Origin of the sequence: Pseudomonas pisciculturae (assembly GCF_015461805.1) — a bacterium.
Lineage (GTDB): Bacteria > Pseudomonadota > Gammaproteobacteria > Pseudomonadales > Pseudomonadaceae > Aquipseudomonas > Aquipseudomonas pisciculturae.
Genome location: NZ_JACVZE010000007.1, coordinates 200,139 through 222,423, shown reverse-complemented (window position 1 = coordinate 222,423; position 22,285 = coordinate 200,139). Strand labels below are relative to the sequence as shown.

Annotated in this window: 18 protein-coding genes; 10 read left to right on the top strand and 8 right to left on the bottom strand. The window is 62.0% G+C overall.

Annotated features, from left to right (window positions below):
* The first annotated feature begins 58 nt into the window (after window positions 1-58).
* From arcC to ICY20_RS20025, 9 genes are all read left to right on the top strand, one after another.
* Window positions 59-988 carry a carbamate kinase gene (gene arcC / locus ICY20_RS20065; RefSeq protein ID WP_194938422.1) on the top strand — a complete coding sequence of 310 codons (930 nt, stop codon included), beginning with the start codon at window positions 59-61 and terminating at the stop codon, window positions 986-988.
* Between the two features lie 18 nt (window positions 989-1,006).
* Window positions 1,007-1,369, top strand: a complete 363-nt coding sequence (locus tag ICY20_RS20060; protein ID WP_194938421.1) for a DUF5064 family protein — start codon at window positions 1,007-1,009, stop codon at window positions 1,367-1,369.
* A 176-nt stretch (window positions 1,370-1,545) separates the two neighbouring features.
* Complete coding sequence (locus tag ICY20_RS20055) at window positions 1,546-3,054, top strand: sigma-54-dependent transcriptional regulator (protein WP_159955601.1); 1,509 nt, start codon at window positions 1,546-1,548, stop codon at window positions 3,052-3,054.
* Window positions 3,055-3,508: 454 nt separating this feature from the next.
* A complete protein-coding gene (gene gcvH, locus ICY20_RS20050; protein ID WP_159955599.1) occupies window positions 3,509-3,892 on the top strand; it encodes a glycine cleavage system protein GcvH in 384 nt (127 codons plus the stop codon).
* 10 nt (window positions 3,893-3,902) lie between these two features.
* The gene (gcvP, locus tag ICY20_RS20045) at window positions 3,903-6,743 is read left to right on the top strand and encodes an aminomethyl-transferring glycine dehydrogenase (RefSeq protein WP_159955596.1); all 2,841 of its coding nucleotides are present in this window, start codon (window positions 3,903-3,905) and stop codon (window positions 6,741-6,743) included.
* Window positions 6,744-6,904: 161 nt separating this feature from the next.
* Window positions 6,905-8,281 carry an L-serine ammonia-lyase gene (locus tag ICY20_RS20040; protein ID WP_159955594.1) on the top strand — a complete coding sequence of 459 codons (1,377 nt, stop codon included), beginning with the start codon at window positions 6,905-6,907 and terminating at the stop codon, window positions 8,279-8,281.
* Between the two features lie 39 nt (window positions 8,282-8,320).
* Entirely contained in the window at window positions 8,321-9,445 is a 1,125-nt protein-coding gene (gcvT, locus tag ICY20_RS20035) for a glycine cleavage system aminomethyltransferase GcvT (RefSeq protein ID WP_159955592.1), read from the top strand.
* 393 nt (window positions 9,446-9,838) lie between these two features.
* Window positions 9,839-10,051, top strand: coding sequence for a cold-shock protein (locus tag ICY20_RS20030; RefSeq protein ID WP_194938420.1), 213 nt, complete (start codon window positions 9,839-9,841; stop codon window positions 10,049-10,051).
* A 93-nt stretch (window positions 10,052-10,144) separates the two neighbouring features.
* Window positions 10,145-10,633 (top strand): RDD family protein, encoded by a 489-nt coding sequence (locus ICY20_RS20025; RefSeq protein ID WP_159955588.1) that lies wholly within the window; start codon window positions 10,145-10,147, stop codon window positions 10,631-10,633.
* Between the two features lie 153 nt (window positions 10,634-10,786).
* On the opposite strand, the gene nadA is transcribed toward ICY20_RS20025, so the two are convergent.
* The 4 genes from nadA to ICY20_RS20005 form a co-directional block, all read right to left on the bottom strand.
* Window positions 10,787-11,845 carry a quinolinate synthase NadA gene (nadA, locus tag ICY20_RS20020; protein ID WP_159955586.1) on the bottom strand — a complete coding sequence of 353 codons (1,059 nt, stop codon included), beginning with the start codon at window positions 11,843-11,845 and terminating at the stop codon, window positions 10,787-10,789.
* A gap of 271 nt (window positions 11,846-12,116) precedes the next feature.
* Window positions 12,117-13,328: an MFS transporter gene (locus ICY20_RS20015; RefSeq protein WP_194938419.1), complete on the bottom strand. Its 1,212-nt coding sequence runs from the start codon at window positions 13,326-13,328 to the stop codon at window positions 12,117-12,119.
* Window positions 13,325-14,356 carry a methyltransferase domain-containing protein gene (locus ICY20_RS20010; RefSeq protein ID WP_194938418.1) on the bottom strand — a complete coding sequence of 344 codons (1,032 nt, stop codon included), beginning with the start codon at window positions 14,354-14,356 and terminating at the stop codon, window positions 13,325-13,327. Before ICY20_RS20010 ends, ICY20_RS20015 begins: the two co-directional genes overlap by 4 nt.
* An 11-nt stretch (window positions 14,357-14,367) precedes the next feature.
* Window positions 14,368-16,335: a TonB-dependent receptor gene (locus ICY20_RS20005; protein WP_194938417.1), complete on the bottom strand. Its 1,968-nt coding sequence runs from the start codon at window positions 16,333-16,335 to the stop codon at window positions 14,368-14,370.
* Window positions 16,336-16,487: 152 nt separating this feature from the next.
* Between ICY20_RS20005 and ICY20_RS20000 the strand changes: the two genes are divergently transcribed.
* Entirely contained in the window at window positions 16,488-17,438 is a 951-nt protein-coding gene (locus ICY20_RS20000) for an AraC family transcriptional regulator (RefSeq protein WP_324187958.1), read from the top strand.
* Window positions 17,439-17,453: 15 nt separating this feature from the next.
* Here ICY20_RS20000 and ICY20_RS19995 read toward each other — a convergent pair whose 3' ends face one another.
* From ICY20_RS19995 to ICY20_RS19980, 4 genes are all read right to left on the bottom strand, one after another.
* Complete coding sequence (locus ICY20_RS19995; RefSeq protein ID WP_159955570.1) at window positions 17,454-18,248, bottom strand: IclR family transcriptional regulator; 795 nt, start codon at window positions 18,246-18,248, stop codon at window positions 17,454-17,456.
* A 192-nt stretch (window positions 18,249-18,440) separates the two neighbouring features.
* Window positions 18,441-19,040, bottom strand: coding sequence for a sarcosine oxidase subunit gamma (locus ICY20_RS19990; protein WP_194938484.1), 600 nt, complete (start codon window positions 19,038-19,040; stop codon window positions 18,441-18,443).
* Between the two features lie 53 nt (window positions 19,041-19,093).
* Window positions 19,094-21,991 (bottom strand): glycine cleavage T C-terminal barrel domain-containing protein, encoded by a 2,898-nt coding sequence (locus ICY20_RS19985; protein ID WP_194938416.1) that lies wholly within the window; start codon window positions 21,989-21,991, stop codon window positions 19,094-19,096.
* On the bottom strand, window positions 21,988-22,281 hold the full coding sequence (locus ICY20_RS19980) for a sarcosine oxidase subunit delta (RefSeq protein ID WP_159955564.1): 294 nt from the start codon (window positions 22,279-22,281) through the stop codon (window positions 21,988-21,990). Before ICY20_RS19980 ends, ICY20_RS19985 begins: the two co-directional genes overlap by 4 nt.
* Window positions 22,282-22,285: the final 4 nt, after the last annotated feature.

The following is a 22,285-nucleotide window of genomic DNA, read 5'->3' as shown; positions in this document are numbered from 1 at the left end:
AGCCCGGCTCCCACATTGACCGTGTTCCTTCATCCGTATTTTTAGAAGGACAAATGCTATGCGCATCGTCGTAGCCCTGGGCGGTAACGCCCTGCTCCGCCGTGGTGAACCCATGACCGCGGACAACCAACGCGCCAATATCCGCGTCGCCACCGAACAGATCGCCAAGATCCACCCCGGCAACGAGCTGGTGATCGCCCACGGCAATGGCCCGCAGGTCGGCCTGCTGTCGTTGCAGGCGGCGGCCTACACCCAGGTATCGCCCTACCCGCTGGACGTGCTCGGCGCGGAAACCGAAGGCATGATCGGCTACATCATCGAACAGGAACTGGGCAACCTGCTGGATTTCGAAGTGCCTTTCGCCACCCTGCTCACCCAAGTGGAAGTGGACGCCAACGACCCGGCCTTCAAGAACCCCACCAAGCCCATCGGCCCGGTGTATGCCAAGGCCGAAGCCGAGAAACTCGCCGCCGAAAAAGGCTGGGCCATTGCGCCGGACGGCGATAAATACCGTCGCGTCGTTGCCAGCCCACGCCCGAAACGCATTTTTGAAATTCGCCCGATCTCCTGGCTGTTGGAAAAAGGCAGCATCGTGATCTGCGCCGGTGGCGGCGGTATCCCAACGATGTACGGCGAGGACGGCAAGCTGCGAGGCATCGAGGCCGTGATCGATAAAGACCTGTGTTCCTCCCTGCTCGCCGGGCAACTGAAGGCCGACTTGCTGGTGATCGCCACCGACGTCAACGCGGCCTTTATCGACTACGGCAAGCCCACCCAAAAAGCCATCGGCCAGGCCCACCCGGATGAAATCGAAAAACTCGGCTTCGCCGCCGGCTCCATGGGCCCCAAGGTGCAAGCCGCCTGCGAGTTCGCCCGCGCCACTGGCAAAACCGCAGTCATCGGTTCACTCTCGGACATCGAAGCCATCGTCCAGGGCAGCGCCGGTACGCGCATCAGCACGGCAAAACCTGGTATCACCTATCTGTGAAGTAGAGGAGAGACGCCTATGGCCACCTTTGAACCGGGACACATGCACGTCGAACGTCATGCGCTCAATGCCCAGGACTACAGCTACAACCTGTGCATTGACTATGAAGTCAGCCAGGACCCCAAGGAAGGCAAGGGGATGCTCTTCAAGCTGCACGGCTCGGTACAGGGCAAAGACCTCAAGGAAGAGTTCTTCTTGCCCAAGGACCAGGCGTTCGACTTTGCCCGGCATGCGATGAACATCGCGCAGAAGTACGGCATGCCGAAAATCGCGGTGCTTAACGGCCAGATGCACAAGCAGTACGACTTGATGTTTGAGGACGTGCGGCATCAGTTGGATGTGAAATCGGGGGATCCGATCAAGCCTGAGCACTTGGAGTAACTGACACAACATTGTTCAAAATGTGGGAGGGGGCTTGCCCCCGATGGCGGTGCATCAGCTACAGATTGACTGACTGACACACCGCAATCGGGGGCAAGCCCCCTCCCACATTTTGATCTCCATCGCCTGCAAGGCATACTTGCCGCCTCTGCCCCTCCAGAATCAAGATCCACCCCATGCGTATCCACGTCAGCTTCATCGACCGCGTCGGCATCACCCAGGAAGTCCTGGCCCTGCTCGGTGGGCGCAATCTCAACCTGGATGCAGTGGAGATGGTGCCGCCCAACGTCTATATCGACGCGCCAACCCTGAGTGCCGAGGTGCTCGAAGAACTGCGCGATGCGTTGTTCAGCGTGCACGGCGTACAAGCAGTGACGGTGGTCGACATCCTCCCCGGCCAACGCCGCCACCTGCAACTCGACGCCCTGCTCGCTGCCATGACCGACCCGGTGCTGGCCCTGGACAGCGCGGGCAAGATCCTACTGGCCAACCCGGCGCTGATCGCCCTCTACGGCCGCGAACCTGCCGGGGAAAGCATCAGCGAACTGTTTAACGACCCAGCATTGCTGGCCACCTTGCTGGAGCAAGGTTTCCGCTTGCCGCTGCGGGAGATCAGCGTCAACGGCCAAACCCTGCTGCTGGACGCCACGCCGATTACTGACGCCGGCGCCTTGCTGACCCTGTACCAACCCAATCGGATCGGCGAACAATTGTCGGCGCTGCACCATGACCATGCCGAAGGCTTTGATGCGCTGCTCGGCGAATCGCCGGTGATTCGCACCCTCAAGGCGCGTGCGCAGAGGGTCGCGGCGCTGGATGCGCCACTGTTGATCCAGGGTGAAACCGGCACCGGCAAAGAACTGGTAGCCCGCGCCTGCCATGCCAGCAGTGCGCGGCACAGTGCGCCGTTTTTGGCGTTGAACTGCGCGGCGTTGCCGGAGAACCTCGCCGAAAGCGAGTTGTTCGGTTACGCCCCCGGCGCGTTTACCGGCGCCCAGCGCGGCGGTAAACCGGGCCTGATGGAACTCGCCAACCAGGGCACAGTATTCCTCGATGAAATCGGCGAAATGTCGCCGTATTTGCAGGCCAAGCTGCTGCGCTTTCTCAATGACGGCAGTTTCCGTCGCGTGGGTGGCGACCGTGAAGTTAAGGTCAACGTGCGCATCCTCAGCGCCACCCACCGCGACCTGGAAAAGATGGTCAGTGAGGGCACCTTTCGCGAAGACCTGTTCTACCGCCTCAACGTGCTCAACGTCGAAGTGCCGCCGCTGCGTCAACGTGGCCAGGACATCCTGCTGCTGGCCCGCTATTTCATGCAGCAAGCCTGCGCGCAGATCCAGCGCCCGGTCTGCCGCCTGGCGCCCGGCACCTACCCGGCGCTGCTGGGCAACCCGTGGCCGGGCAATGTGCGCCAGTTGCAAAACGTGATCTTCCGCGCTGCCGCCATCTGCGAGAGCAACCTGGTGGACATCGGCGACCTCGACATCGCCGGCACCTCGGTGGCGCGCCAAAGCGATAACGAAGTCGATAGCCTGGAACAGGCCGTGGAAGACTTCGAGCGCAGCCTGCTGGAGAAGCTCTACGCCAGCTATCCCTCGACGCGCCAACTGGCCAGCCGGTTGCAGACCTCCCACACGGCGATTGCTCATCGCCTGCGCAAGTACGGCATTCCCAACAAACCCTGACTGCCAGGATGAATGGAGATCCAAATGTGGGAGGGGCGGTGCGACGATTCGACTTGCCCCCGATAGCAGTGGGTCAGTTGAACATGAGTTGACTGACACACCGCAATCGGGGGCAAGTCGAATCGTCGCACCGCCCCTCCCACATTGGTATGCATTCCAAACATTGACTGCATTGGGACTTTTGGTCTGAGAACGACATCGGCTGTACCGATAGCGCTACAGCGTAACGATATCGCTACAACCCTGTTTTTTGCGCGCCATGCAAGGCTTTGATCCACATAGGCTTTTTTTCATGCGCCCAACTGTAGCGAAATCGCTACAGCTCTTGGGCATAAGCCTATAACCATTTTCACCAAACCCTTGATTTACAAGGGTTTAACAACCTTGGCCGCGATCTTGCTAAGTAACTCCCCATTATTTGCCCACCAGACGAATCTGGCCCCGAGGAGTTTCCATGAGCGAGTTGCGTTTCACTGAAGATCACGAATGGCTGCGCGCCGAAGCTGACGGCAGCGTCACCGTGGGTATCACCGCTTTCGCGCAGAACGCGCTGGGTGATGTGGTTTTCGTGCAACTGCCGGAGTTGCAGGCCTACGACAAGGGCGCCGAGGCGTCCACCGTGGAATCGGTCAAAGCCGCCAGCGGCGTGTACATGCCCCTGACAGGCGAAGTGCTGCAAGTGAACGACAAACTGAGCGACAGCCCGGAGTTGGTCAATGAAGACCCGATGGGCGAAGGCTGGTTCTTCCGCTTTAAACCGGCCGATGCCGAGGCGGTAGCTAAACTGTTGGATCAGGACGCGTACGACCGCCTGATCAAAGCCAACGCTGAAGCTTGAGGAGCGCGCAATGACCGTTAACATCAGCACCGCCAACGAATTCATCGCCCGCCACATCGGCCCGCGCCAGGAAGATGAGCAACAAATGCTCGCCAGCCTCGGTTTTGACTCCCTGGAAGCCTTGAGCGCCAGCGTGATCCCGGAAAGCATCAAGGGCACCAGCGTGCTCGGCCTCGAAGACGGCCTGAGCGAAGCCGAGGCCCTGGCCAAAATCAAGGCCATCGCCGGCAAGAACCAACTGTTCAAGACCTACATCGGCCAGGGCTATTACAACTGCCACACGCCGTCGCCGATCCTGCGCAACCTGCTGGAAAACCCGGCCTGGTACACCGCCTACACCCCGTACCAGCCAGAAATTTCCCAAGGCCGTCTGGAAGCGTTGCTCAACTTCCAGACCCTGATCAGCGACCTCACCGGCCTGCCGATCGCCAACGCCTCCCTGCTCGACGAAGCCACCGCCGCTGCCGAAGCCATGACCTTCTGCAAGCGCCTGAGCAAGAACAAGGGCAGCAACGCCTTCTTCGCCTCGGTCCACAGCCACCCGCAAACCCTCGACGTGCTGCGCACCCGTGCCGAGCCGTTGGGCATTGAAGTGGTGGTAGGCGATGAGCGTGAGCTGACCGACGTCAGCCCGTTCTTCGGCGCCCTGCTGCAATACCCGGCCAGCAACGGTGATGTGTTCGACTACCGCGAACTGACCGAGCGCTTCCACGCCGCCAATGCCCTGGTGGCCGTGGCCGCCGACCTGCTTGCCCTCACCCTGCTGACCCCACCGGGTGAGTTCGGCGCCGACGTGGCCATCGGCAGCGCGCAACGCTTCGGCGTGCCACTGGGCTTTGGTGGCCCGCACGCGGCGTACTTCTCCACCAAGGATGCATTCAAGCGCGACATGCCGGGCCGTCTGGTGGGTGTGTCGGTTGACCGTTTCGGCAAGCCGGCCCTGCGCCTGGCCATGCAGACCCGCGAGCAACATATCCGCCGCGAGAAAGCCACATCCAACATCTGCACCGCCCAGGTGCTGCTGGCCAACATCGCCAGCATGTATGCCGTGTACCACGGCCCCAAAGGCCTGACCCAGATCGCGAAGCGTGTGCATCAGCTCACCGCTATTTTGGCCAACGGCCTGACCACCTTGGGCTTCAAGGTCGAGCAAGCCAACTTCTTCGACACCATTACCCTGAACACCGGCGCCAACACCGCCGCCCTGCACGACAAGGCCCGCGCCCAGCGCATCAACCTGCGTGTCGTAGACGGCGAGCGTCTTGGTGTGTCGGTGGACGAAACCACCACCCAGGCCGATATCGAAACCCTGTGGGCGATATTCGCGGGCGACAAAACCCTGCCGGATTTCAATGCCAAGGTCGACGCCACACTGCCAGCCGCCCTGCTGCGTCAGTCGCCCGTCCTGAGCCACCCGGTGTTCAACCGCTATCACTCCGAAACCGAGCTGATGCGCTACCTGCGCAAACTGGCCGACAAGGACCTGGCGCTGGACCGCACCATGATCCCGCTGGGCTCGTGCACCATGAAGCTCAACGCCGCCAGCGAAATGATCCCGGTGACCTGGGCCGAGTTCGGCGCCCTGCACCCGTTCGCCCCGGCAGAGCAAAGCGCCGGTTACCTGGAGCTGACCTCGGACCTCGAAGCCATGCTCTGCGCGGCCACCGGTTATGACGCGATCTCCCTGCAACCAAACGCCGGCTCCCAAGGCGAGTACGCCGGGCTGCTGGCGATTCGTGCCTATCACCAGAGCCGAGGCGATGAGCGCCGCGACATCTGCCTGATCCCATCGTCGGCCCACGGCACTAACCCAGCCACCGCCAACATGGCCGGCATGCGCGTTGTCGTCACCGCGTGCGACGCGCGTGGCAACGTGGACATCGAAGACCTGCGCGCCAAGGCCATCGAGCACCGCGACCACCTCGCCGCACTGATGATCACCTACCCGTCCACCCACGGCGTGTTCGAAGAAGGTATCCGCGAAATCTGCGGCATCATTCACGACAACGGCGGCCAGGTGTACATCGACGGCGCCAACATGAACGCCATGGTGGGCCTGTGCGCACCGGGCAAGTTCGGTGGCGACGTGTCCCACCTGAACCTGCACAAGACCTTCTGCATCCCCCACGGCGGTGGCGGCCCGGGCGTTGGCCCGATTGGCGTCAAGTCGCACCTCACGCCGTTCCTGCCAGGCCACGCGGCCATGGAACGCAAGGAAGGCGCGGTGTGCGCGGCGCCATTTGGCAGCGCGAGCATTTTGCCGATCACCTGGATGTACATCAGCATGATGGGCGGCGCGGGCCTCAAGCGCGCTTCGCAACTGGCGATTTTGAATGCCAACTACATTTCCCGTCGCCTCGAAGAGCACTACCCCGTGCTCTACACCGGCAGTAACGGCCTGGTGGCCCACGAATGCATCCTCGACCTGCGCCCGCTGAAAGACAGCAGCGGCATCAGCGTGGATGACGTGGCCAAGCGCCTGATCGACTTTGGCTTCCATGCACCGACCATGTCGTTCCCGGTGGCCGGCACCTTGATGATCGAGCCGACCGAAAGCGAATCCAAGGAAGAACTGGACCGCTTCTGTAACGCCATGATCGCCATCCGCGAAGAAATCCGCGCGGTGGAAAACGGCACCTTGGACAAGGACGACAACCCGCTGAAAAACGCGCCACACACGGCAGCGGAACTGGTGAGCGAGTGGACACACCCGTACACCCGCGAGCAAGCGGTGTACCCGGTGCCATCGTTGATCGAAGGCAAATACTGGCCGCCGGTTGGGCGAGTGGACAACGTGTTTGGTGATCGCAACCTGGTGTGTGCGTGCCCTTCCATCGAGAGCTACGCATAACTTAAAGGTCAACTTGGTCCCCTGTGGGAGGGGGCTTGCTCCCGATAGCGGCTGAACATTCAACATCTCTGTTGACTGACACACTGCTATCGGGAGCAAGCCCCCTCCCACACATAACCGAGTCGACCTTCAGAAAATAATAAGAAACCGGAGAACAACTCATGTCCTTAAGCGTGTTCGACCTGTTCAAGATTGGCATCGGCCCCTCCAGTTCCCACACCGTCGGCCCGATGCGCGCCGCTGCCCGATTCGTCGAAGGCCTCAAGCGCGATAACCTGCTGGGCACCACCACCTGCGTCAAGGTGGAGCTCTATGGCTCGCTGGGCGCCACCGGCAAAGGCCACGGCAGCGACAAGGCCGTGTTGCTGGGCCTGGAAGGCGAACACCCGGACACCGTGAATACCGAAACCGTGGCCACGCGCCTGGCGCAAATGCGCAAGGACGGCCGCCTGAATTTGCTCGGTGAGCACAGCATTGTGTTCAACGAGAAAGAACACCTGGCGATGATTCGCAAACCCCTCGCCTACCATCCCAACGGCATGATCTTTCGTGCCTTCGACGCCGCCAATATCCAGATCCGCAGCCGTGAGTACTACTCGGTCGGCGGTGGTTTTGTGGTGGATGAAGATGCGGCCGGGGCCGACCGCATCGTTGAAGACGCCACGCCGCTGACCTTCCCGTTCAAGCACGGCAAGGACTTGCTCAACCATTGCAGCACCTATGGGCTGTCCATCAGCCAGGTCATGTTGACCAATGAAAGCGCCTGGCGCCCCGAGGCGGAAACCCGCGCCGGGCTGCTGAAAATCTGGCAGGTGATGCAAGACTGCGTGGATGCGGGCTGTCGCAATGAAGGGATCTTGCCCGGCGGTTTGAAGGTCAAGCGGCGTGCGGCCGCCCTGCACCGCCAACTGTGCAAACACCCGGAATCGGCACTGCGCGACCCACTGTCGGTGCTCGATTGGGTCAACCTCTACGCCCTGGCCGTCAATGAAGAAAATGCCAACGGCGGGCGCGTGGTCACCGCGCCCACTAATGGTGCGGCCGGGATCGTGCCGGCGGTGCTGCATTACTACATGCGCTTTATTCCCGGCGCGAACGAAGACGGCGTGGTGCGCTTTCTGCTCACCGCCGCCGCCATCGGCATTTTGTACAAAGAAAACGCATCGATCTCCGGCGCCGAAGTCGGTTGCCAGGGCGAAGTCGGCGTGGCCTGTTCCATGGCCGCCGGCGCCTTGTGCGAGGTGTTGGGCGGCACGGTGTCCCAAGTGGAAAACGCCGCCGAGATCGGCATGGAACACAACCTCGGCCTCACCTGCGACCCGATTGGCGGGCTGGTGCAGGTGCCCTGCATCGAACGCAACGCGATGGGCTCGGTGAAAGCCATCAATGCGGTGCGCATGGCGTTACGTGGCGACGGACAACACTTCGTTTCGCTGGATAAGGTCATCCGCACCATGCGCCAGACCGGCGCCGACATGAAAAGCAAATACAAAGAAACCGCCCGAGGCGGCTTGGCGGTCAACATTATCGAGTGCTGACGCCCAACGGCGCGCCAGCACGTTTTTCAGGAGCTGAATATGTCCACCGAAACCCTGTTGAAAACCCCTCTGCACGCCCTGCACCTCGAACTCGGCGCACGCATGGTGCCCTTCGCCGGCTATGACATGCCGGTGCAATACCCACTGGGCGTGATGAAGGAACACCTGCACACCCGTGAGCAGGCCGGGCTGTTCGATGTGTCCCACATGGGCCAGATCCGCCTGACCGGCGCGAATGCCGCCAAGGCCCTGGAAACCCTGGTGCCGGTGGATATCATCGACCTACCGGTGGGCATGCAGCGCTACGCGATGTTCACCAATGACCAGGGCGGTATCCTCGACGACCTGATGGTGGCCAACCTGGGTAACGACGAGCTGTTCCTGGTGGTCAACGCCGCCTGCAAGGACCAGGACCTGGCCCACCTGCGCCAACATATCGGCGACCAATGCAGCATCGAGCCGCTGTTTGAAGAACGCGCCCTGCTCGCCCTGCAAGGCCCGGCCGCAGTGAAGGTGCTGGCGCGCCTGGCACCGGAAGTGACCAAGATGACCTTCATGCAGTTCGCCACCCTGCGCCTGCTGGGTGTGGACTGCTACGTCAGCCGTTCGGGCTACACCGGCGAAGACGGCTTTGAAATCTCCGTGCCCGCCGCCAACGCCGAAAGCCTGGCCCGCAGCCTGCTGGCCGAAACCGAAGTACAAGCCATCGGCCTGGGCGCCCGCGACTCCCTGCGCCTGGAAGCCGGCCTGTGCCTCTATGGCCACGACATGAACACCGACACCACGCCGATTGAAGCAAGCCTGCTGTGGGCGATCTCCAAGGCCCGCCGTGCAGACGGTGCGCGTGCCGGTGGCTTCCCGGGTGCCGACCGCATCTTCACCCAACAACAAGCCGGTGTTGGCCGTAAGCGTGTTGGCCTGTTACCACAGGAGCGCACCCCGGTACGTGAAGGCGCAGAGATTGTCGACGAACACGGCACCGTGATCGGCAGCGTGTGCAGCGGCGGCTTTGGCCCGAGCCTGGGTGGCCCACTGGCCATGGGTTACCTGGACAGCGCATTTATCGCCCTGGATACCGAAGTGTCTGCGTTGGTGCGTGGGAAAAAGGTGCCACTTCGTGTAAGTAAAATGCCATTTGTGCCACAACGTTACTATCGTGGCTGAGTCACTGTTCCTATAAGTAACGTGGTTGCGTTACGCGCACTAATTTGTAACGCAACCGCCATAAAACAGTGCAGTATCGATAGTCGTTGTTTACGGGATCAACCTATAACAAGTGATCAACTCTATCGAATAAGCCCTATACGAATTGTTGACCAAAGTGTCATGAAGCCGAGCAAATACTGGGCTTTTTACAGGGCTTGTTTTTTCTCTGGTAGTTGGCGTAGAGTTTGCCCACTGTGTTTGCATGGGTCGCTTTGAACCTGGACCTGGGCAGTAGCTAAAGTGGTTTTGCTACAACCCGTTCGACGTCTCTTACTTTCCTGCAACCCAGCCCAGTACTCTTTCATTTGGAAGAGACTGTCATTAATTTTTAGCGTCAAAGGAAAGAAGAAAATGTCAGATCGTCAGAGCGGTACCGTCAAGTGGTTTAACGACGAGAAAGGGTTTGGTTTTATCACTCCAGAAAGCGGTCCGGATCTGTTCGTGCATTTCCGCGCTATTCAAGGCAATGGCTTCAAGAGCCTGAAAGAAGGCCAGAAAGTGACTTTCGTTGCCGTACAAGGCCAAAAAGGCATGCAAGCGGATCAAGTAGAAGCGCAAGGCTGATCCCAACTGCGACAAAAAGCCCCTGATATGACATCAGGGGCTTTTTTATGCCCGTTATTTCGTACTATGGGTTTTTCTCCAGAGACCCCTGCCATGTCCAAACCCCTGCTGAGCCCCCAGGGCGAATTTCCCGCCGTTGGGCTGGGTCGTCGTCTGGCAGCGATGTTCTACGATTTCCTGTTGTGCACCGCCCTGCTGATCGTCACCGCATTCATCTACAAGCTGGTGTGGATCGCGTTCGTGGGTGAAGCCAAGATGCGCACCCTTACCGAGTCTGGCGCGCTGGACGGCGACCCGTTGCTGTCAACGATTCTGCTGTTTGTGCTGTTTGGCTTCTTCGCCAAGTTCTGGACCCACTCCGGGCAGACCCTGGGCATGCAGGTGTGGGGCGTACGCGTGCAGAACGCCGACGGCTCGCGCATCAGCCTGTGGCAGGCGCTGCTGCGTTTTGTGGTGTCGATTGCGTCGTGGTTGTGCGTGGGGCTGGGGTTTGTCTGGTCGCTGTTTGATAAGCAAAAGCGCAGTTGGCATGACATCTATTCGGATACGCAGTTGGTGCGAATCCCGAAGCAAAAGAAGTAACCTTCAGAACAATGAAGATCTAAATGTGGGAGGGGCGGTGCGACGATTCGACTTGCTCCCGATTGCAGTGTGTCAGCCAACAGAGATGTTGAATGTTCAACTGCTATCGGGAGCAAGCCCCCTCCCACATTTTTTTACCGAGCCTGCCTTGAGTCAGGCGTTGCCCGCCAACTTCAGCCGCGCAGCTTGGGTGAAATCCAACATCCGCTTAAGCGGCCGCACCGCCTGCGGAATCACCGATGGCTCAACAAAGATCTCATTGCTGCCCTCACGCAAGCACTGCAACGTACGCTCCAGCGTGTTCATCGCCATCCACGGGCAGTGCGCGCAACTGCGGCACGCGGCGCCGTTGCCGGCGGTGGGCGCTTCGACAAACACCTTGTCCGGGCACAGCTGCTGCATCTTGTAGAAGATGCCACGGTCGGTGGCCACAATGAATGTCTTGTTCGGCAAGCGCTGGGCCGCGGCAATCAGTTGGCTGGTGGAGCCCACGGCGTCGGCCAGTTCGATCACCGCCGTCGGCGACTCCGGGTGCACCAGGATCGCGGCGTCCGGGTACAGCGCCTTCATGTCTTCGAGCTGCTTGGACTTGAACTCTTCGTGAACGATGCACGCCCCATCCCACAGCAGCATGTCGGCACCGGTCTGGCGCTGAATGTAGGTGCCCAGGTGCTTGTCCGGGCCCCAGATGATGGTCTCGCCGTTGTCCATCAGGCTTTCGACGATTTCCAGGGCGCAGCTTGATGTCACCACCCAATCGGCCCGGGCTTTGACCGCCGCCGAGGTGTTGGCATACACCACCACGGTGCGCTCTGGATGCTGGTCGCAAAATGCCGAAAACTCATCCACCGGGCAACCCAGGTCCAGGGAGCAGGTGGCTTCCAGGGTGGGCATGAGGATGCGTTTTTCGGGAGTCAGGATCTTGGCGGTCTCGCCCATGAAGCGCACGCCGGCGACCAGTACGGTCTTGGCCGGGTGGGCGGCGCCGAAGCGGGCCATTTCCAGGGAGTCGGAAACACAGCCGCCGGTTTCTTCGGCTAGGGCCTGAATGACGGGGTCGCAATAGAAGTGGGCAACCAACACCGCGTCCTGAGCCTTGAGCTCGGCGGCAATGGCGGCACGCAGGCTCGCCTCTTCGTCGGCGCTAAGGGCCTTGGGCTGCTTGGCGTCGAGGTGGGCTTGAACCAGTAGGCGTTCGGAAATTTGCGTCATGTTCGCAAGACCTGCAGGCGCAGTTGCGCGAAAGTCGAGTGTACCACCGGCTCTGGAGCCCTTCGGGCGCCGCCGGACGAAGTGTTTTTGTTCATCAAGCACGGGTGAAACAGAAGCTGCGCAAGGCTACAGAATATCCAATCGATTCAAAAGCCAAATCTGGCGTTTGGGGCGGCGGTTGTGAAGCGCCAGGGTCAAGTTGCCCGGCTTTTTTTGTCGGTCACAGTTCAAATGTGGGAGCGGGCTTGCTCGCTCCCACATTTTGATCTGCTTACTTCAGATAGATCTCCTGGGCTGTGCCCCCTGCACGCCGGGCCAGCCATGCCACACCACACACCAAGGCCATCGCCACTGACAGCCCGGCCAGCATGCCAAAGTGGCCGCTGTAGTCCAACAGCACCCCGGCGGCCACCGGCACCAGCATGCGCGTCAACACGAACAGGCTGGCCTGCAAGCCGTAGTCGGCGGCTTGGCGCTGTTCGCGGGAGAACAACATCATCAAGGCGAATACCAACGTCGAGACCGCCCCCATAGCGCAGGCTAGCACGAACGCGGCGCCCACCAGCCAGACCATCCCCGCCTGCAAGCCCACCGCAGCGGTCATTGCCAGCAAGGCAATCAACGCGCCCAACATAAACCACGGAATCGCCCGCCCCGGCCCGATGCGCTGGATCACCCGGCCGCCCAGCACACTGGCCAGCGCCCCCACCACCCCGCCACCCACACCGGCGATCAGCGCCACGTGCGGGGCGAGCATGCCCTGGTCCAGCAACAACGGCTTGAGATACAGCCACGCCGCGCCGATAAACGGAAAGCTGCTGAGCAACACCCAGGTCCACCGCCGGGCCCCGGGCTGGCGGAAGTAACCCGACCAATCGGCGGATACGGGTGCCGGGCTTGCTTCGCAGATATCGCCCTCCCGCAGCCAGACCAAGGGCACCAACGCCAGCAACAAGCCGCCGGCCATCAGCAGGAACGGCGCCTGCCAACCCCAACGGTTTTGCACCAGCAGCATCACCCCCGCACCGACAATGGCGCCCAAAAACAGCGCCACCGAGCGCACGCTACCGGCGCGCACTTGCTCGGAGCGTGGCAGCAGCTTGATGGCCAAGGCGTTAACCGGAATATCCGCCCACGTCGCCAGCACCGACGCGGCAAACGCCAGGCCAAACAAGTACAGGCGATTGGCCGTAATCGCCTGCTGGCTGACCATCACCAGCAACACCGCCAGCAACACGCACAGCGCCATCGCCCAGGTGCGGTAATGCCCACCCCGCAAGCGATAACGCTGCACGGGCAATGCCAGCAAAAACTTGAACACCGCCGGCAAACCGGCCAGTTGGAACAGGCCGATATCAGTACCGGACCAGCCGTGCTCGCGCATCACCAACGGCAAGCCGAGTAGCAGATAAATACTCGGCACCACCAGCACAAAACCCAACCAGCCAAACAGCAATTGCAGACGCCATGCGCGAGGGTTCATACGCCACTCCGACGCGCCACCAGCACCGACACCGGCGCCACGGCAAAGGCCACTTCGGGGTAGCTGTCGATATCGACGAACCCCACATGCTCCATGGCCGCCTGCAAACCACCGGCACGGGTGACGTGACGGCCCAGCATCTGCATCGACAGGTAATACGGCGTCACCCGCTGTGCACGCTGCGCATCGGCGGGGATCTCGGCATGGGCGCTGATCAGCACGCCACCGGGGCGCAAGGCCGCGTGGATCTTGGCCAATGTCGCCGCCAGGTCCGGGACGAAGTGCAGCACCGAAGAACACCAAATCAAGTCGTAGCCTTCGCCGATCGAGTCGCAGGCCAGGTCACCGCCTCGCACCACCAGACGCGGCTCCAGCCCCACGCGACGAATATTGTCGGCCGCAACGGCCACCGCCGGCGCAAAATCGAAGACTTCACCGCACAGCTGCGGGTTGTCCTGTGCCAAGGCAATCGCCACCAAACCAGGCCCGCCACCGAGGTCCAGCAGACGACGGGCAGACGCAAACTCCGGCACCCGCGCCATCAGGCGTGACGCCATGTCGACGGTGACCGCCCGTTGCTCCTGGGCAATCTGCACGCGCGCGGCGCCAGCCCAGTTGTCTTGGGTGGTGGTGGTTTCGCTGGGCTGGCTATCGGGCTGGCCGCCGCGCACCTGCTCCCCCAGTTGGCTGGCGAAGCGGCGCAGGCCACGCAGGCGGAAGGTCCAGGCGTCACCGCAATACCCCGGCGAATCGCTGCGCAGGTAATCGGTGGTCACCGGTTTGTTTCGATACTGCGGCGGCTGATGCGTGTCCCGCTCCAGCAACCCCATGCTCCACAGCGTATCCAGCCAAAAACCAGTGTTGGCGGGGTCGAGTTCCAGTTGCTGCGCGATCAGAGCCGCCGTGGTGGGCCGCGACAGGCGGTCAAACACCTGCCATTCCAGCGCAATGCGCAGGGCATCAGCGCTTACGGCAGACAGCGCCAAGTCCCAGTACGGTTGCAGTGGATGGGGCGTAGACAGGTTCATCGGTTGATCCCTCACAGTTCGTAACTGACCCGCAGGCCGACTTCACGCCCCGGGCTGTACACACGGGTGGTGCCATTGAGGTAACCGACCGCGTCGTAGCGCTTGTCGGCGGCGTTTTTGACGTAGGCGCTGATGCCGTAGTGGCTGAAGTCGTAGCCGGCATTCAGGTCGATCAACCCGTAGCCGCCCCGGCTGTATTGGTTGGCCGCGTCCAGGTAGGTCTTGCCCACCGCACTCACACCACCCTGGGCGTACCAGCCGGCGGGGGCGTCATAGCGCAGGCTGAGGTGGCCGGTGACGTCCGGCGCGTAGGGGTTGTGATTGCCCTTGTAGTCGCTGCTGCCTTCGTTGAATTGCTCGAAACGTGTGCGGTTCAGGCCCACGGAGCTGACCACCCGCCAGTCATCGGCGAGCAGGTATTCGGCCTCCAGTTCCAGCCCAGTCGAGCGCGCCGTCGCGGCGTTGGTGATGTACACCACGCCCGGCTGGATGATCTGCTGCACCTGCATGTCACGCACGTCCATCCAGTACAGCGCCGCCGAATAACGCAGGCGTTTGTCCGCCAGCCAACCCTTGGCACCCAGCTCGTAGGTCTTGACCTTTTCCGGGTCGTAGCCGGGGTAGTTGGCCGCGCTGGAGAAGGCGTTGAAGCCACCGGCGCGGAAGCCTTCGGCGTAGCTGGCGTAAAGGTACGCGTCGGGTTGCCATTCATATTGCAGCGCGACTTTCGGGGTGAAGCGCTGCCAACTGGCGCTTTGTCGGCTGCCGCTTTGCGGGTTGATATGCACCTTGTCCTGCTCGGCACGGGCGCCGAGGGTGAGGGTCCAGCGCTCGGCCAGGGGCATCAGCCATTGGCCAAACAGCGCGCTGGAATTACCGCCCAACTGGCTGTCGATTTGCGTCAGGCGCAGGGGCAGTTTTTGTTGGTAGGACAGGTCGTGGTCGTCACGGTCGGCATAGGCGCCGAGCAGCCACTGGTTATCGCGCCACTGGCCTTCCAGACGAAATTCCTGGGACAGGGTATTGAAGTGATAATCGCGGGCCAGGTGCAGTTGGTCGGCGGGCATAAAGTCGGTGTCTTGTTGCAGGCGGTCATAGAAGTCGTTACGCGCGGTGATCGAGCGCAACTTCACGCCAGAGTCGAATTCGTGCAGCACATCCAGCGACACGCTGCGGCCGCTGGAATGGTTCCAGCTCGGCGTGCCGGAGCGCACTTCGCGCCGCGTTGAAGTGGCCGCGCCCCAGACGGAGCCGCCGTCGCGGTAGTCCTGGCGGCTGTAGCGCAGGTTGACCTCGGTGGCCAGGGATGGCGTCCAACGCAGCACCATGCGTGCGCTATGGCGCTCACGGTCATCGGCCTGGCCGCCGCGATAGCGGTTGTCGATAAAGCCGTCCTGCGCCAGCCACTGCCCGGATACCCCGGCGTACAGCGTGCCGGGCACCAGGGCGGTGCTGGCGTCGGCGCTGAGGGTGCGCAAGTCGCGGCTGCCGCTGCCGGCTTCGATGCGTGTGTAAGGCGTATCACCGGGCTGGCGGGTGTGGATGCTCAGCACCCCGGCTTCGGCATTGCGCCCGTAGAGGGTGGACTGCGGCCCGCGCAGGATTTCGATGTGCTCCACCCCCAGCAGGTTGTGGTCAAAACCCTGGCCCATCAAGGTCGGCACGCCGTCCACCAGCATCAGCATCGAGGATGAAAACGCCGTCGCACCGGAGCTGAGGCCACGCACCACCGGCAGGTTGGTGCCCGACTGGCCGAATGGCTGGAAGGTAAAGCCCGGCGTGGTGCGGGCCAGTTGCTCAAGGTCGTTGATGTGGCCTTTGCGCAAGTCTTCGTCGGTGATCACCGACAGGCCCGCCGGCACTTGTTCCTGCGCCTGCTCGATCTTGTTCGCGGTGACGGTCACCGCCTCCAGTTCGGTTTGCGCCATGGCCACCCCGGCGCTGCCCAGACAACAACCCAACACCCATACGCGCCTCATGCTCACCTGTGTCCCCCTTCAATGCAGCACCCATCGCCGCGTCTCGGCGATGGCAGTTGATGGGTAAACATGTTACTGATGGATGCGAATGGCTATCATCTGGACCCGTCTGCATAACGGATCCATTCATATGCAAATCGGAGGCGGCGCGCGTGGTGGCATCACAACGGATTTCCCAGTCGTACCGGGTGGCGTCTGCCCACGCGCGGCAGGTCAGCGAGGCCGGCGGCTGGATGCGCCAGCAATTGCCCGAAGAGTTGGGGGAGTGCTACTCGGAACGCCTGGCCTTCGACAACGACCTGATGCTGGTGCGTTCGCGCTATCGGCCCACACGCAACCTGATCGAAGACACCGTTAGCCCCCACAGCCGCCCGATGCTGGTGATCACCTTTGGCATGCAGGGCGACTCCGGCTACAAGGGCGCCGATGGTTCGGCAGTGGCGTTCAAGGCTGGGTTTACCACCGTCACTGCGTTCCAGAGCAGCCTTGGCGAACGCTGCTACGCGAGCGACACGACGGTATCCCAACTGCGCCTGGTGATCGGTGAAAGCACGCTCAACAGGTACATCGGCGAACAACGCACGCGCCAGCTGTTGGGCAACGGCCATGTGCGCCAACTGGCCTACCGCACCACGTCAACGGCCAGCGCCAGCCACGCCAGCGCCCTCACCCATGGCGCGAGCGGCACGCTGGCCATGCATATCCACAGCCTCAGCCTGCTCTCGGAACAACTCCAGCGCCTGAGCCCCGACACCGTCCCGGCCAGCGTGCAATTCAGCTCCACCGACCTCGACAAGCTCGAACGGGTACGCGACCTCATGCAGGAGCACATGGACCAACCGCTGACCGTGGCCTACCTGTGCGCGGCGGTGGGGCTCAATGAGTTCAAGCTCAAGCAAGGCCTGCACTACCGCTTCAACACCACGCCGCACCGCATGCTGCTGGAGATGCGCATGCGCAAGGCCCACACCCTGCTGGAAAGCGGCTGCCAAGTGGCGCAGGCGGCGTATCAGGTGGGCTATAGATTCCCGAATAATTTCAGCGCGGCGTTTACCCGGTTCTTTGGCAAGACGCCCAAGGCGGTGTTTGGCAAACGGCGCTGAGGAATGCCGTCAGATTCACGCCAGTGCGGCGGGACGGTAACCGGCTTCGGCGGAGATCTGCCGGGCGCATTCAAGCAGCATGTCGCGGGTGCGTTCCAGCACGCCTTCGGCGGCCATCATGGCGTCGGGGCCGGACACGTTGATGGCGGCGACTACATTGCCTTCATGGTCACGGATCGCGGTGGCAATGGCGGTGGCGTAGTCCGAACGGCTAAGCACCCAGCCTTGTTCGCGCGCTTCATTGATGGCCAGCTTGAGATCCGGCAGGTTCCTGGGGCCGGACGTCATGTGGTCGTCCAGGCGCACGTGCTGGTACAGCGACTCCAGCTCCGCTTCGCTCATGGAGCTGAGCAACATTTTGCCCATCGCATTGCAGTGGCACGGAATACGCGTGCCGATGGGAATATTCACCGACAGCCGTTGTTGGGCGAACGAGCGGTAGATGTAGAGGGTGTGGTGCTGCTCGCGGATGCTCAGGTGGCACGACAGCGAGGTGCGATCGCGCAGGGTGTTGAGGTGCGGCAAGGCCACGTCGACGATGTCGCGGCTGGCGAGGTAAGTGAAACCGCGAGAGATCAACTGTGGCCCCAGCTCATAGCCGTTCTTGCCGACTTTTTGCAGGTAGCCCATCGCTGCCAGGGTTTGCACGATGCGGTAGATGGACGACACGCTGCCGCCCATGAGTTCGGCCAGCTCGTTCATGTTCAGGTTGCGTTGGTCGGAGTTGAACAGTTCCAGGATGCGCAGGCCACGTTGCAGGGCTGGAACGATGTAGTCCAAGTCTTTGGCTGAGGGGTCCTGCTCGCTCATGTGCATCTCTCGTCTACAAAATGTTTTTTGGCTACCGAATGCCGGACAAGATACCAGTGTCCGGCACAACACAAATCAAAAAATGTGGGAGGGGGCTTGCTCCCGATTGCGGTCTGTCAGCTAAGGATGTGCTGACTGATACACCGCTATCGGGGGCAAGCCCCCTCCCACATTTGGACTGCATAAACAGGGCTATCTCGGCAGGGCTGCAATGCCTGCCGGGGCGCCGTCGAATTCCTGCATGGCATCAATCAGCACATGCCAGAGGTAATGCGCTGAAGCCCGGTCAAACAGCAGGTGAAAACACGGGCTGCCATCGGAGCCGGTGTTGACGATGATCCCATTGACCCGCGCCACCGACGTCTGCGCCACGCTCCCCGGTGCAAACGCCGAGGCACTCAGGTCCACCCCGCAGAGCTTGGCCATGATCTCGCTGACACGGGGACCAAACAGCGCCAGGCAAGTGTGACTGTCCTGGCGTGGCAGGCAGTAGTTGGCTTGCGGGCTGAACGTCCAGCCGGCTTGCAATTGCGCCAAGCGCTCCCCGCCGTCGCCCAGGGCGCCCAGCAGGAAGTATTCATTCATCGACAACCGCGCAATCCACTCGCCGCCAGCTTGGCGCACGGCGGTGTTGGGCGCTTGTGGCAGGCTGAAACCGTGGCCGGTGAGGAACTCGGCGGCCTGGGCACCGCGAAAGCCAACGCGGTGCAGGTTGGCCAGGTCCACCAGGCCGCACTCACGCGCCTGATCGGCATATGTATCCACAAACGGCTTGCCGCCCAAGGTGGTCATGACCGCATCGCCGTGCAGTGAATGCAGCGGGCTTCGCTCAAGGTTATTCATGTTCACAGCTCCTGACGCTTGTTTTCAGGGTCGTAGAAAGGCAGTTCGACCACCGTGGCGCTGACGATCTGGCCGCCACCCACGCGGATCGGCACTTGGCTGCCTGGTGCGGCCTGCTTGGCGCCGACATAGGCCAGGCCGATGATCGCGTCCAGGGTGCTGGAGTATTCGCACGAGGTGACGTTGCCGCTGATATCGCCGCCTTCGAGCACCAGGTGGCCTTCCAGCGGCAGCGGTTGGGTCTTGTCCAGTTTGAAGCCCACCAGCTTGCGCTTGAGGGGCTGGGCTTCGAGGATTTCCACCGAGCGCTTGCCGATGAAGAACGGCTTTTTGCGGGCAATCGCCCACTGCATGTCGATCTCGCCGGGGTGGGTCATGCCATCGGTGTCCTGGCTGATGATCACGTGGCCTTTTTCCAGGCGCAGCAGGCGCTGGGTTTCGACGCCAAATGGGCGAATGCCAAAGGCTTTGCCGGTGTCCAGCAGGATGTCCCACAGGGCTTCGGCGAAACGTGCCGGCACGTGGATTTCGTAACCCAACTCGCCAACGAAACCGACTCGCAGAATGCGCGCCGGAATACCGGCCACGGTGCCTTCACGCACACCCAGGTAAGGGAAGGCTTCGGCGCTGAGGTCAACGTCAGTGCAGACCTTCTCCAGCACCTTGCGCGATTGCGGCCCGGCCAGGTTGACCGCAGCGTAAGCGGCGGTGACGTTGGCCACGTCCACCTCCAGGCGCCACTGGGCGTTCCATTGCAGCATTTGCTGGTAGATACGATCTACACCGCTGGTGGTGGCCGAGACGTAGAAGTGGTTGTCGGCCAGGCGGCACGCCACGCCGTCATCGCCCACCACACCTTGCTCGTTGGTCAACAGCGCATAACGGGTGCGGCCCACTGCCAGTTTCTTGAAGCCGAAGGTGTACATGCGCTCCAGCAACTCAGCGGCGTCCGGGCCGCGTACATCCAGGCCGCCAAGGGTGGACACATCGATCAGGCCGACGTTGTTGCGCACGCACTCGGCTTCTTCACGCATGCAGCGTTCACGCTCATGGGCCGGGCCGTAAAATGCCGGGCGCTGCCAGATACCGGCTGGCATCATTTTCGCGCCGGCCTGCAAGTGGCGCTCATGCATCGGGGTGCGGCGGTACGGGTCGAAGCCACGCCCGGCCAGCAGCGCGAGTTTTTCTTCGGTGAACGGCGGACGCGCAGTGGTCACGCCGGTTTCGCTGATATTGCGGTTAGTGGATGCGGCCACCAGTCGCGCCGTCGGCAAAGCGGAGTGACGCCCCTGGGACGGCCCCATGCCCACCGTGGAGAAGCGCTTGACCAGTTGCACATCGCGATAGCCATGGCGGGTGGCGTTGATGATGTCGCGGATTTGCAGGTCTTCATCGTAGTCGACGAATTCCTTGCCCTTGGGGTGGGCAAAGATCGGCCAGTCGAAGTTGACCCGTGCACTGTCGGCCTCTGGCGCTTGCGCGGGCTCTTCCCCCAGGCCCAGGGCGGCCAGCGCCTTGGCGGCGGCGTAGCGACCGTCCTCAATCACATTGCCTAGCGCGTGCTGGCCATTCACGGAACCGGCGATCTGCAAGTTGGCCGGCAAACCCTTGATGGCAAATGCGGCGCGGGTGTCGTTGTAGCTCAGGGTGCCGCCGGCCTGGCACAGCAGTTGGTAGACCGGCATGTAACCAGCGGACATGCACAGCAAGTCGCAGTCCAGCACCTGACCCTGCTCGGCTACTCGGCCCTGGCCGACGATGCGGCGCACATCTACTCCCGTGACATGCAGGCCGCGCTTGTCGGCCAGCGCCTCATACACGGTGTGTTCCAGGTGCACCACGATGCCCTTGGCCTTCACCGCCGCCAACAAGGCTTGCGATGCAGGCTGTGGGCGCATGTCGAGCAAGGCGGCAACCGCCACGCCTTGTTCGTGTAGATCCAGCGCGGCGAGGTAGCCGTCATCGTTGCCGGTGAGCACCACCGCACGCTGGCCCGGCTTGACCGCATACAGGCGCATCAAGCGTTGTACGGCACTGGTGAGCACCACACCCGGCAAGTCGTTATTGCGGAACACCACCGGCTGGTCGAACGCGCCGCTGGCGACGATGCACTGGCGCGCCCGCACCTTGTACATGCGCTTGCCTTGGTGAATCGGCAGGTAGTTGTCGGCAAACCAGGCGTTGCAGGTGGCGTCGGTCATGACGCGGATATTCGGGTGGTTGCTGACTGCGCCGACCATTTGCTCGCGGGTGCCGCTGGCCTGGTTCGCATCCAAACCGAAGCGTGCATAGGTCAGCGCGCCGCCGAGTACCGGCTGTTGCTCTACCAGCAAGACCTTGGCGCCAGCGTCCGCTGCGGTCAGCGCCGCGCTCAGGCCGGCCGGGCCGCTGCCGATCACCACTACATCAAAGAACAGGAAGGCCTTGTCGTGATACTCAGGCTTGAACTCAAGGTCGAGTACACCCAAGCCGGCCTTTTTGCGGATCAACGGTTCCCAGCGCTTCCACATGCCCTTGGGCTTGTAGAACGCGCGGTAGTAGAACCCCACCGGCATGAATTTGGAGAACTTGCCCAGGTACGCGTCCTTGTCTTTCTCCAGGGTGCCGCTGATGTTTTGCGGGGTCACTTGCAGGCCCGGCAACAGCGGTTGCAGGTCGGCGATGACGTTGGGCTCATCCGGCAGTTGAACGAGGGTGTTGGCGTCCTGGGCGGCCATGGTCAGCGGGCCACGGGCGCGGTGGTATTTGAACGAGCGCGACATCAGCCACTGGTCGCTGCCCAGCAAGGCGCTGGCGACAGTGTCGCCGCTGAAGCCCTGGAACTCGCGGCCATCGAAGGAAAAACTCACAGGCTTGTTGCGGTCGATCAGCAGGCCCATCGGGGCAGGCAGGCGCGTCATTGGGAAGCCTCCGTGGCGAAGTCGATTCGCTGGGTGAACATTTCCTTGGGGTCGAAGGTGCGCAGGATCTGGTCGGTGACCGTGTGGCGCACGGCGATAAACCAGTAGCTCGACGCGTTGTGCATCCACCATTCGGTGACCACGCCTGCGATGTTCTCGCTGTTGAACACGTAGTCGGCCCACTCGGCCGTGGTGCAGGTGGCCGGGTCGGGCATGCTTTTGACTTCACCGCCGTAGGTGAACTCGTTGATGTTGCGGGCGCCGTTGAGGGGGCAGGTCATGATTTTCATACGT

Coding starts and splice junctions, on each gene's coding strand:
- ICY20_RS20030 (WP_194938420.1), top strand. CDS start 9,839: ATGTCAGATCGTCAGAGCGGTACCGTCAAGTGGTTTAACGACGAGAAA.
- ICY20_RS19995 (WP_159955570.1), bottom strand. CDS start 18,248: ATGAGCGAGCAGGACCCCTCAGCCAAAGACTTGGACTACATCGTTCCA.
- ICY20_RS20055 (WP_159955601.1), top strand. CDS start 1,546: ATGCGTATCCACGTCAGCTTCATCGACCGCGTCGGCATCACCCAGGAA.
- ICY20_RS19990 (WP_194938484.1), bottom strand. CDS start 19,040: ATGACCACCTTGGGCGGCAAGCCGTTTGTGGATACATATGCCGATCAG.
- ICY20_RS20060 (WP_194938421.1), top strand. CDS start 1,007: ATGGCCACCTTTGAACCGGGACACATGCACGTCGAACGTCATGCGCTC.
- arcC (WP_194938422.1), top strand. CDS start 59: ATGCGCATCGTCGTAGCCCTGGGCGGTAACGCCCTGCTCCGCCGTGGT.
- ICY20_RS20025 (WP_159955588.1), top strand. CDS start 10,145: ATGTCCAAACCCCTGCTGAGCCCCCAGGGCGAATTTCCCGCCGTTGGG.
- ICY20_RS20040 (WP_159955594.1), top strand. CDS start 6,905: ATGTCCTTAAGCGTGTTCGACCTGTTCAAGATTGGCATCGGCCCCTCC.
- ICY20_RS19985 (WP_194938416.1), bottom strand. CDS start 21,991: ATGACGCGCCTGCCTGCCCCGATGGGCCTGCTGATCGACCGCAACAAG.
- nadA (WP_159955586.1), bottom strand. CDS start 11,845: ATGACGCAAATTTCCGAACGCCTACTGGTTCAAGCCCACCTCGACGCC.
- ICY20_RS20015 (WP_194938419.1), bottom strand. CDS start 13,328: ATGAACCCTCGCGCATGGCGTCTGCAATTGCTGTTTGGCTGGTTGGGT.
- gcvP (WP_159955596.1), top strand. CDS start 3,903: ATGACCGTTAACATCAGCACCGCCAACGAATTCATCGCCCGCCACATC.
- ICY20_RS20005 (WP_194938417.1), bottom strand. CDS start 16,335: ATGAGGCGCGTATGGGTGTTGGGTTGTTGTCTGGGCAGCGCCGGGGTG.
- gcvT (WP_159955592.1), top strand. CDS start 8,321: ATGTCCACCGAAACCCTGTTGAAAACCCCTCTGCACGCCCTGCACCTC.
- gcvH (WP_159955599.1), top strand. CDS start 3,509: ATGAGCGAGTTGCGTTTCACTGAAGATCACGAATGGCTGCGCGCCGAA.
- ICY20_RS19980 (WP_159955564.1), bottom strand. CDS start 22,281: ATGAAAATCATGACCTGCCCCCTCAACGGCGCCCGCAACATCAACGAG.
- ICY20_RS20010 (WP_194938418.1), bottom strand. CDS start 14,356: ATGAACCTGTCTACGCCCCATCCACTGCAACCGTACTGGGACTTGGCG.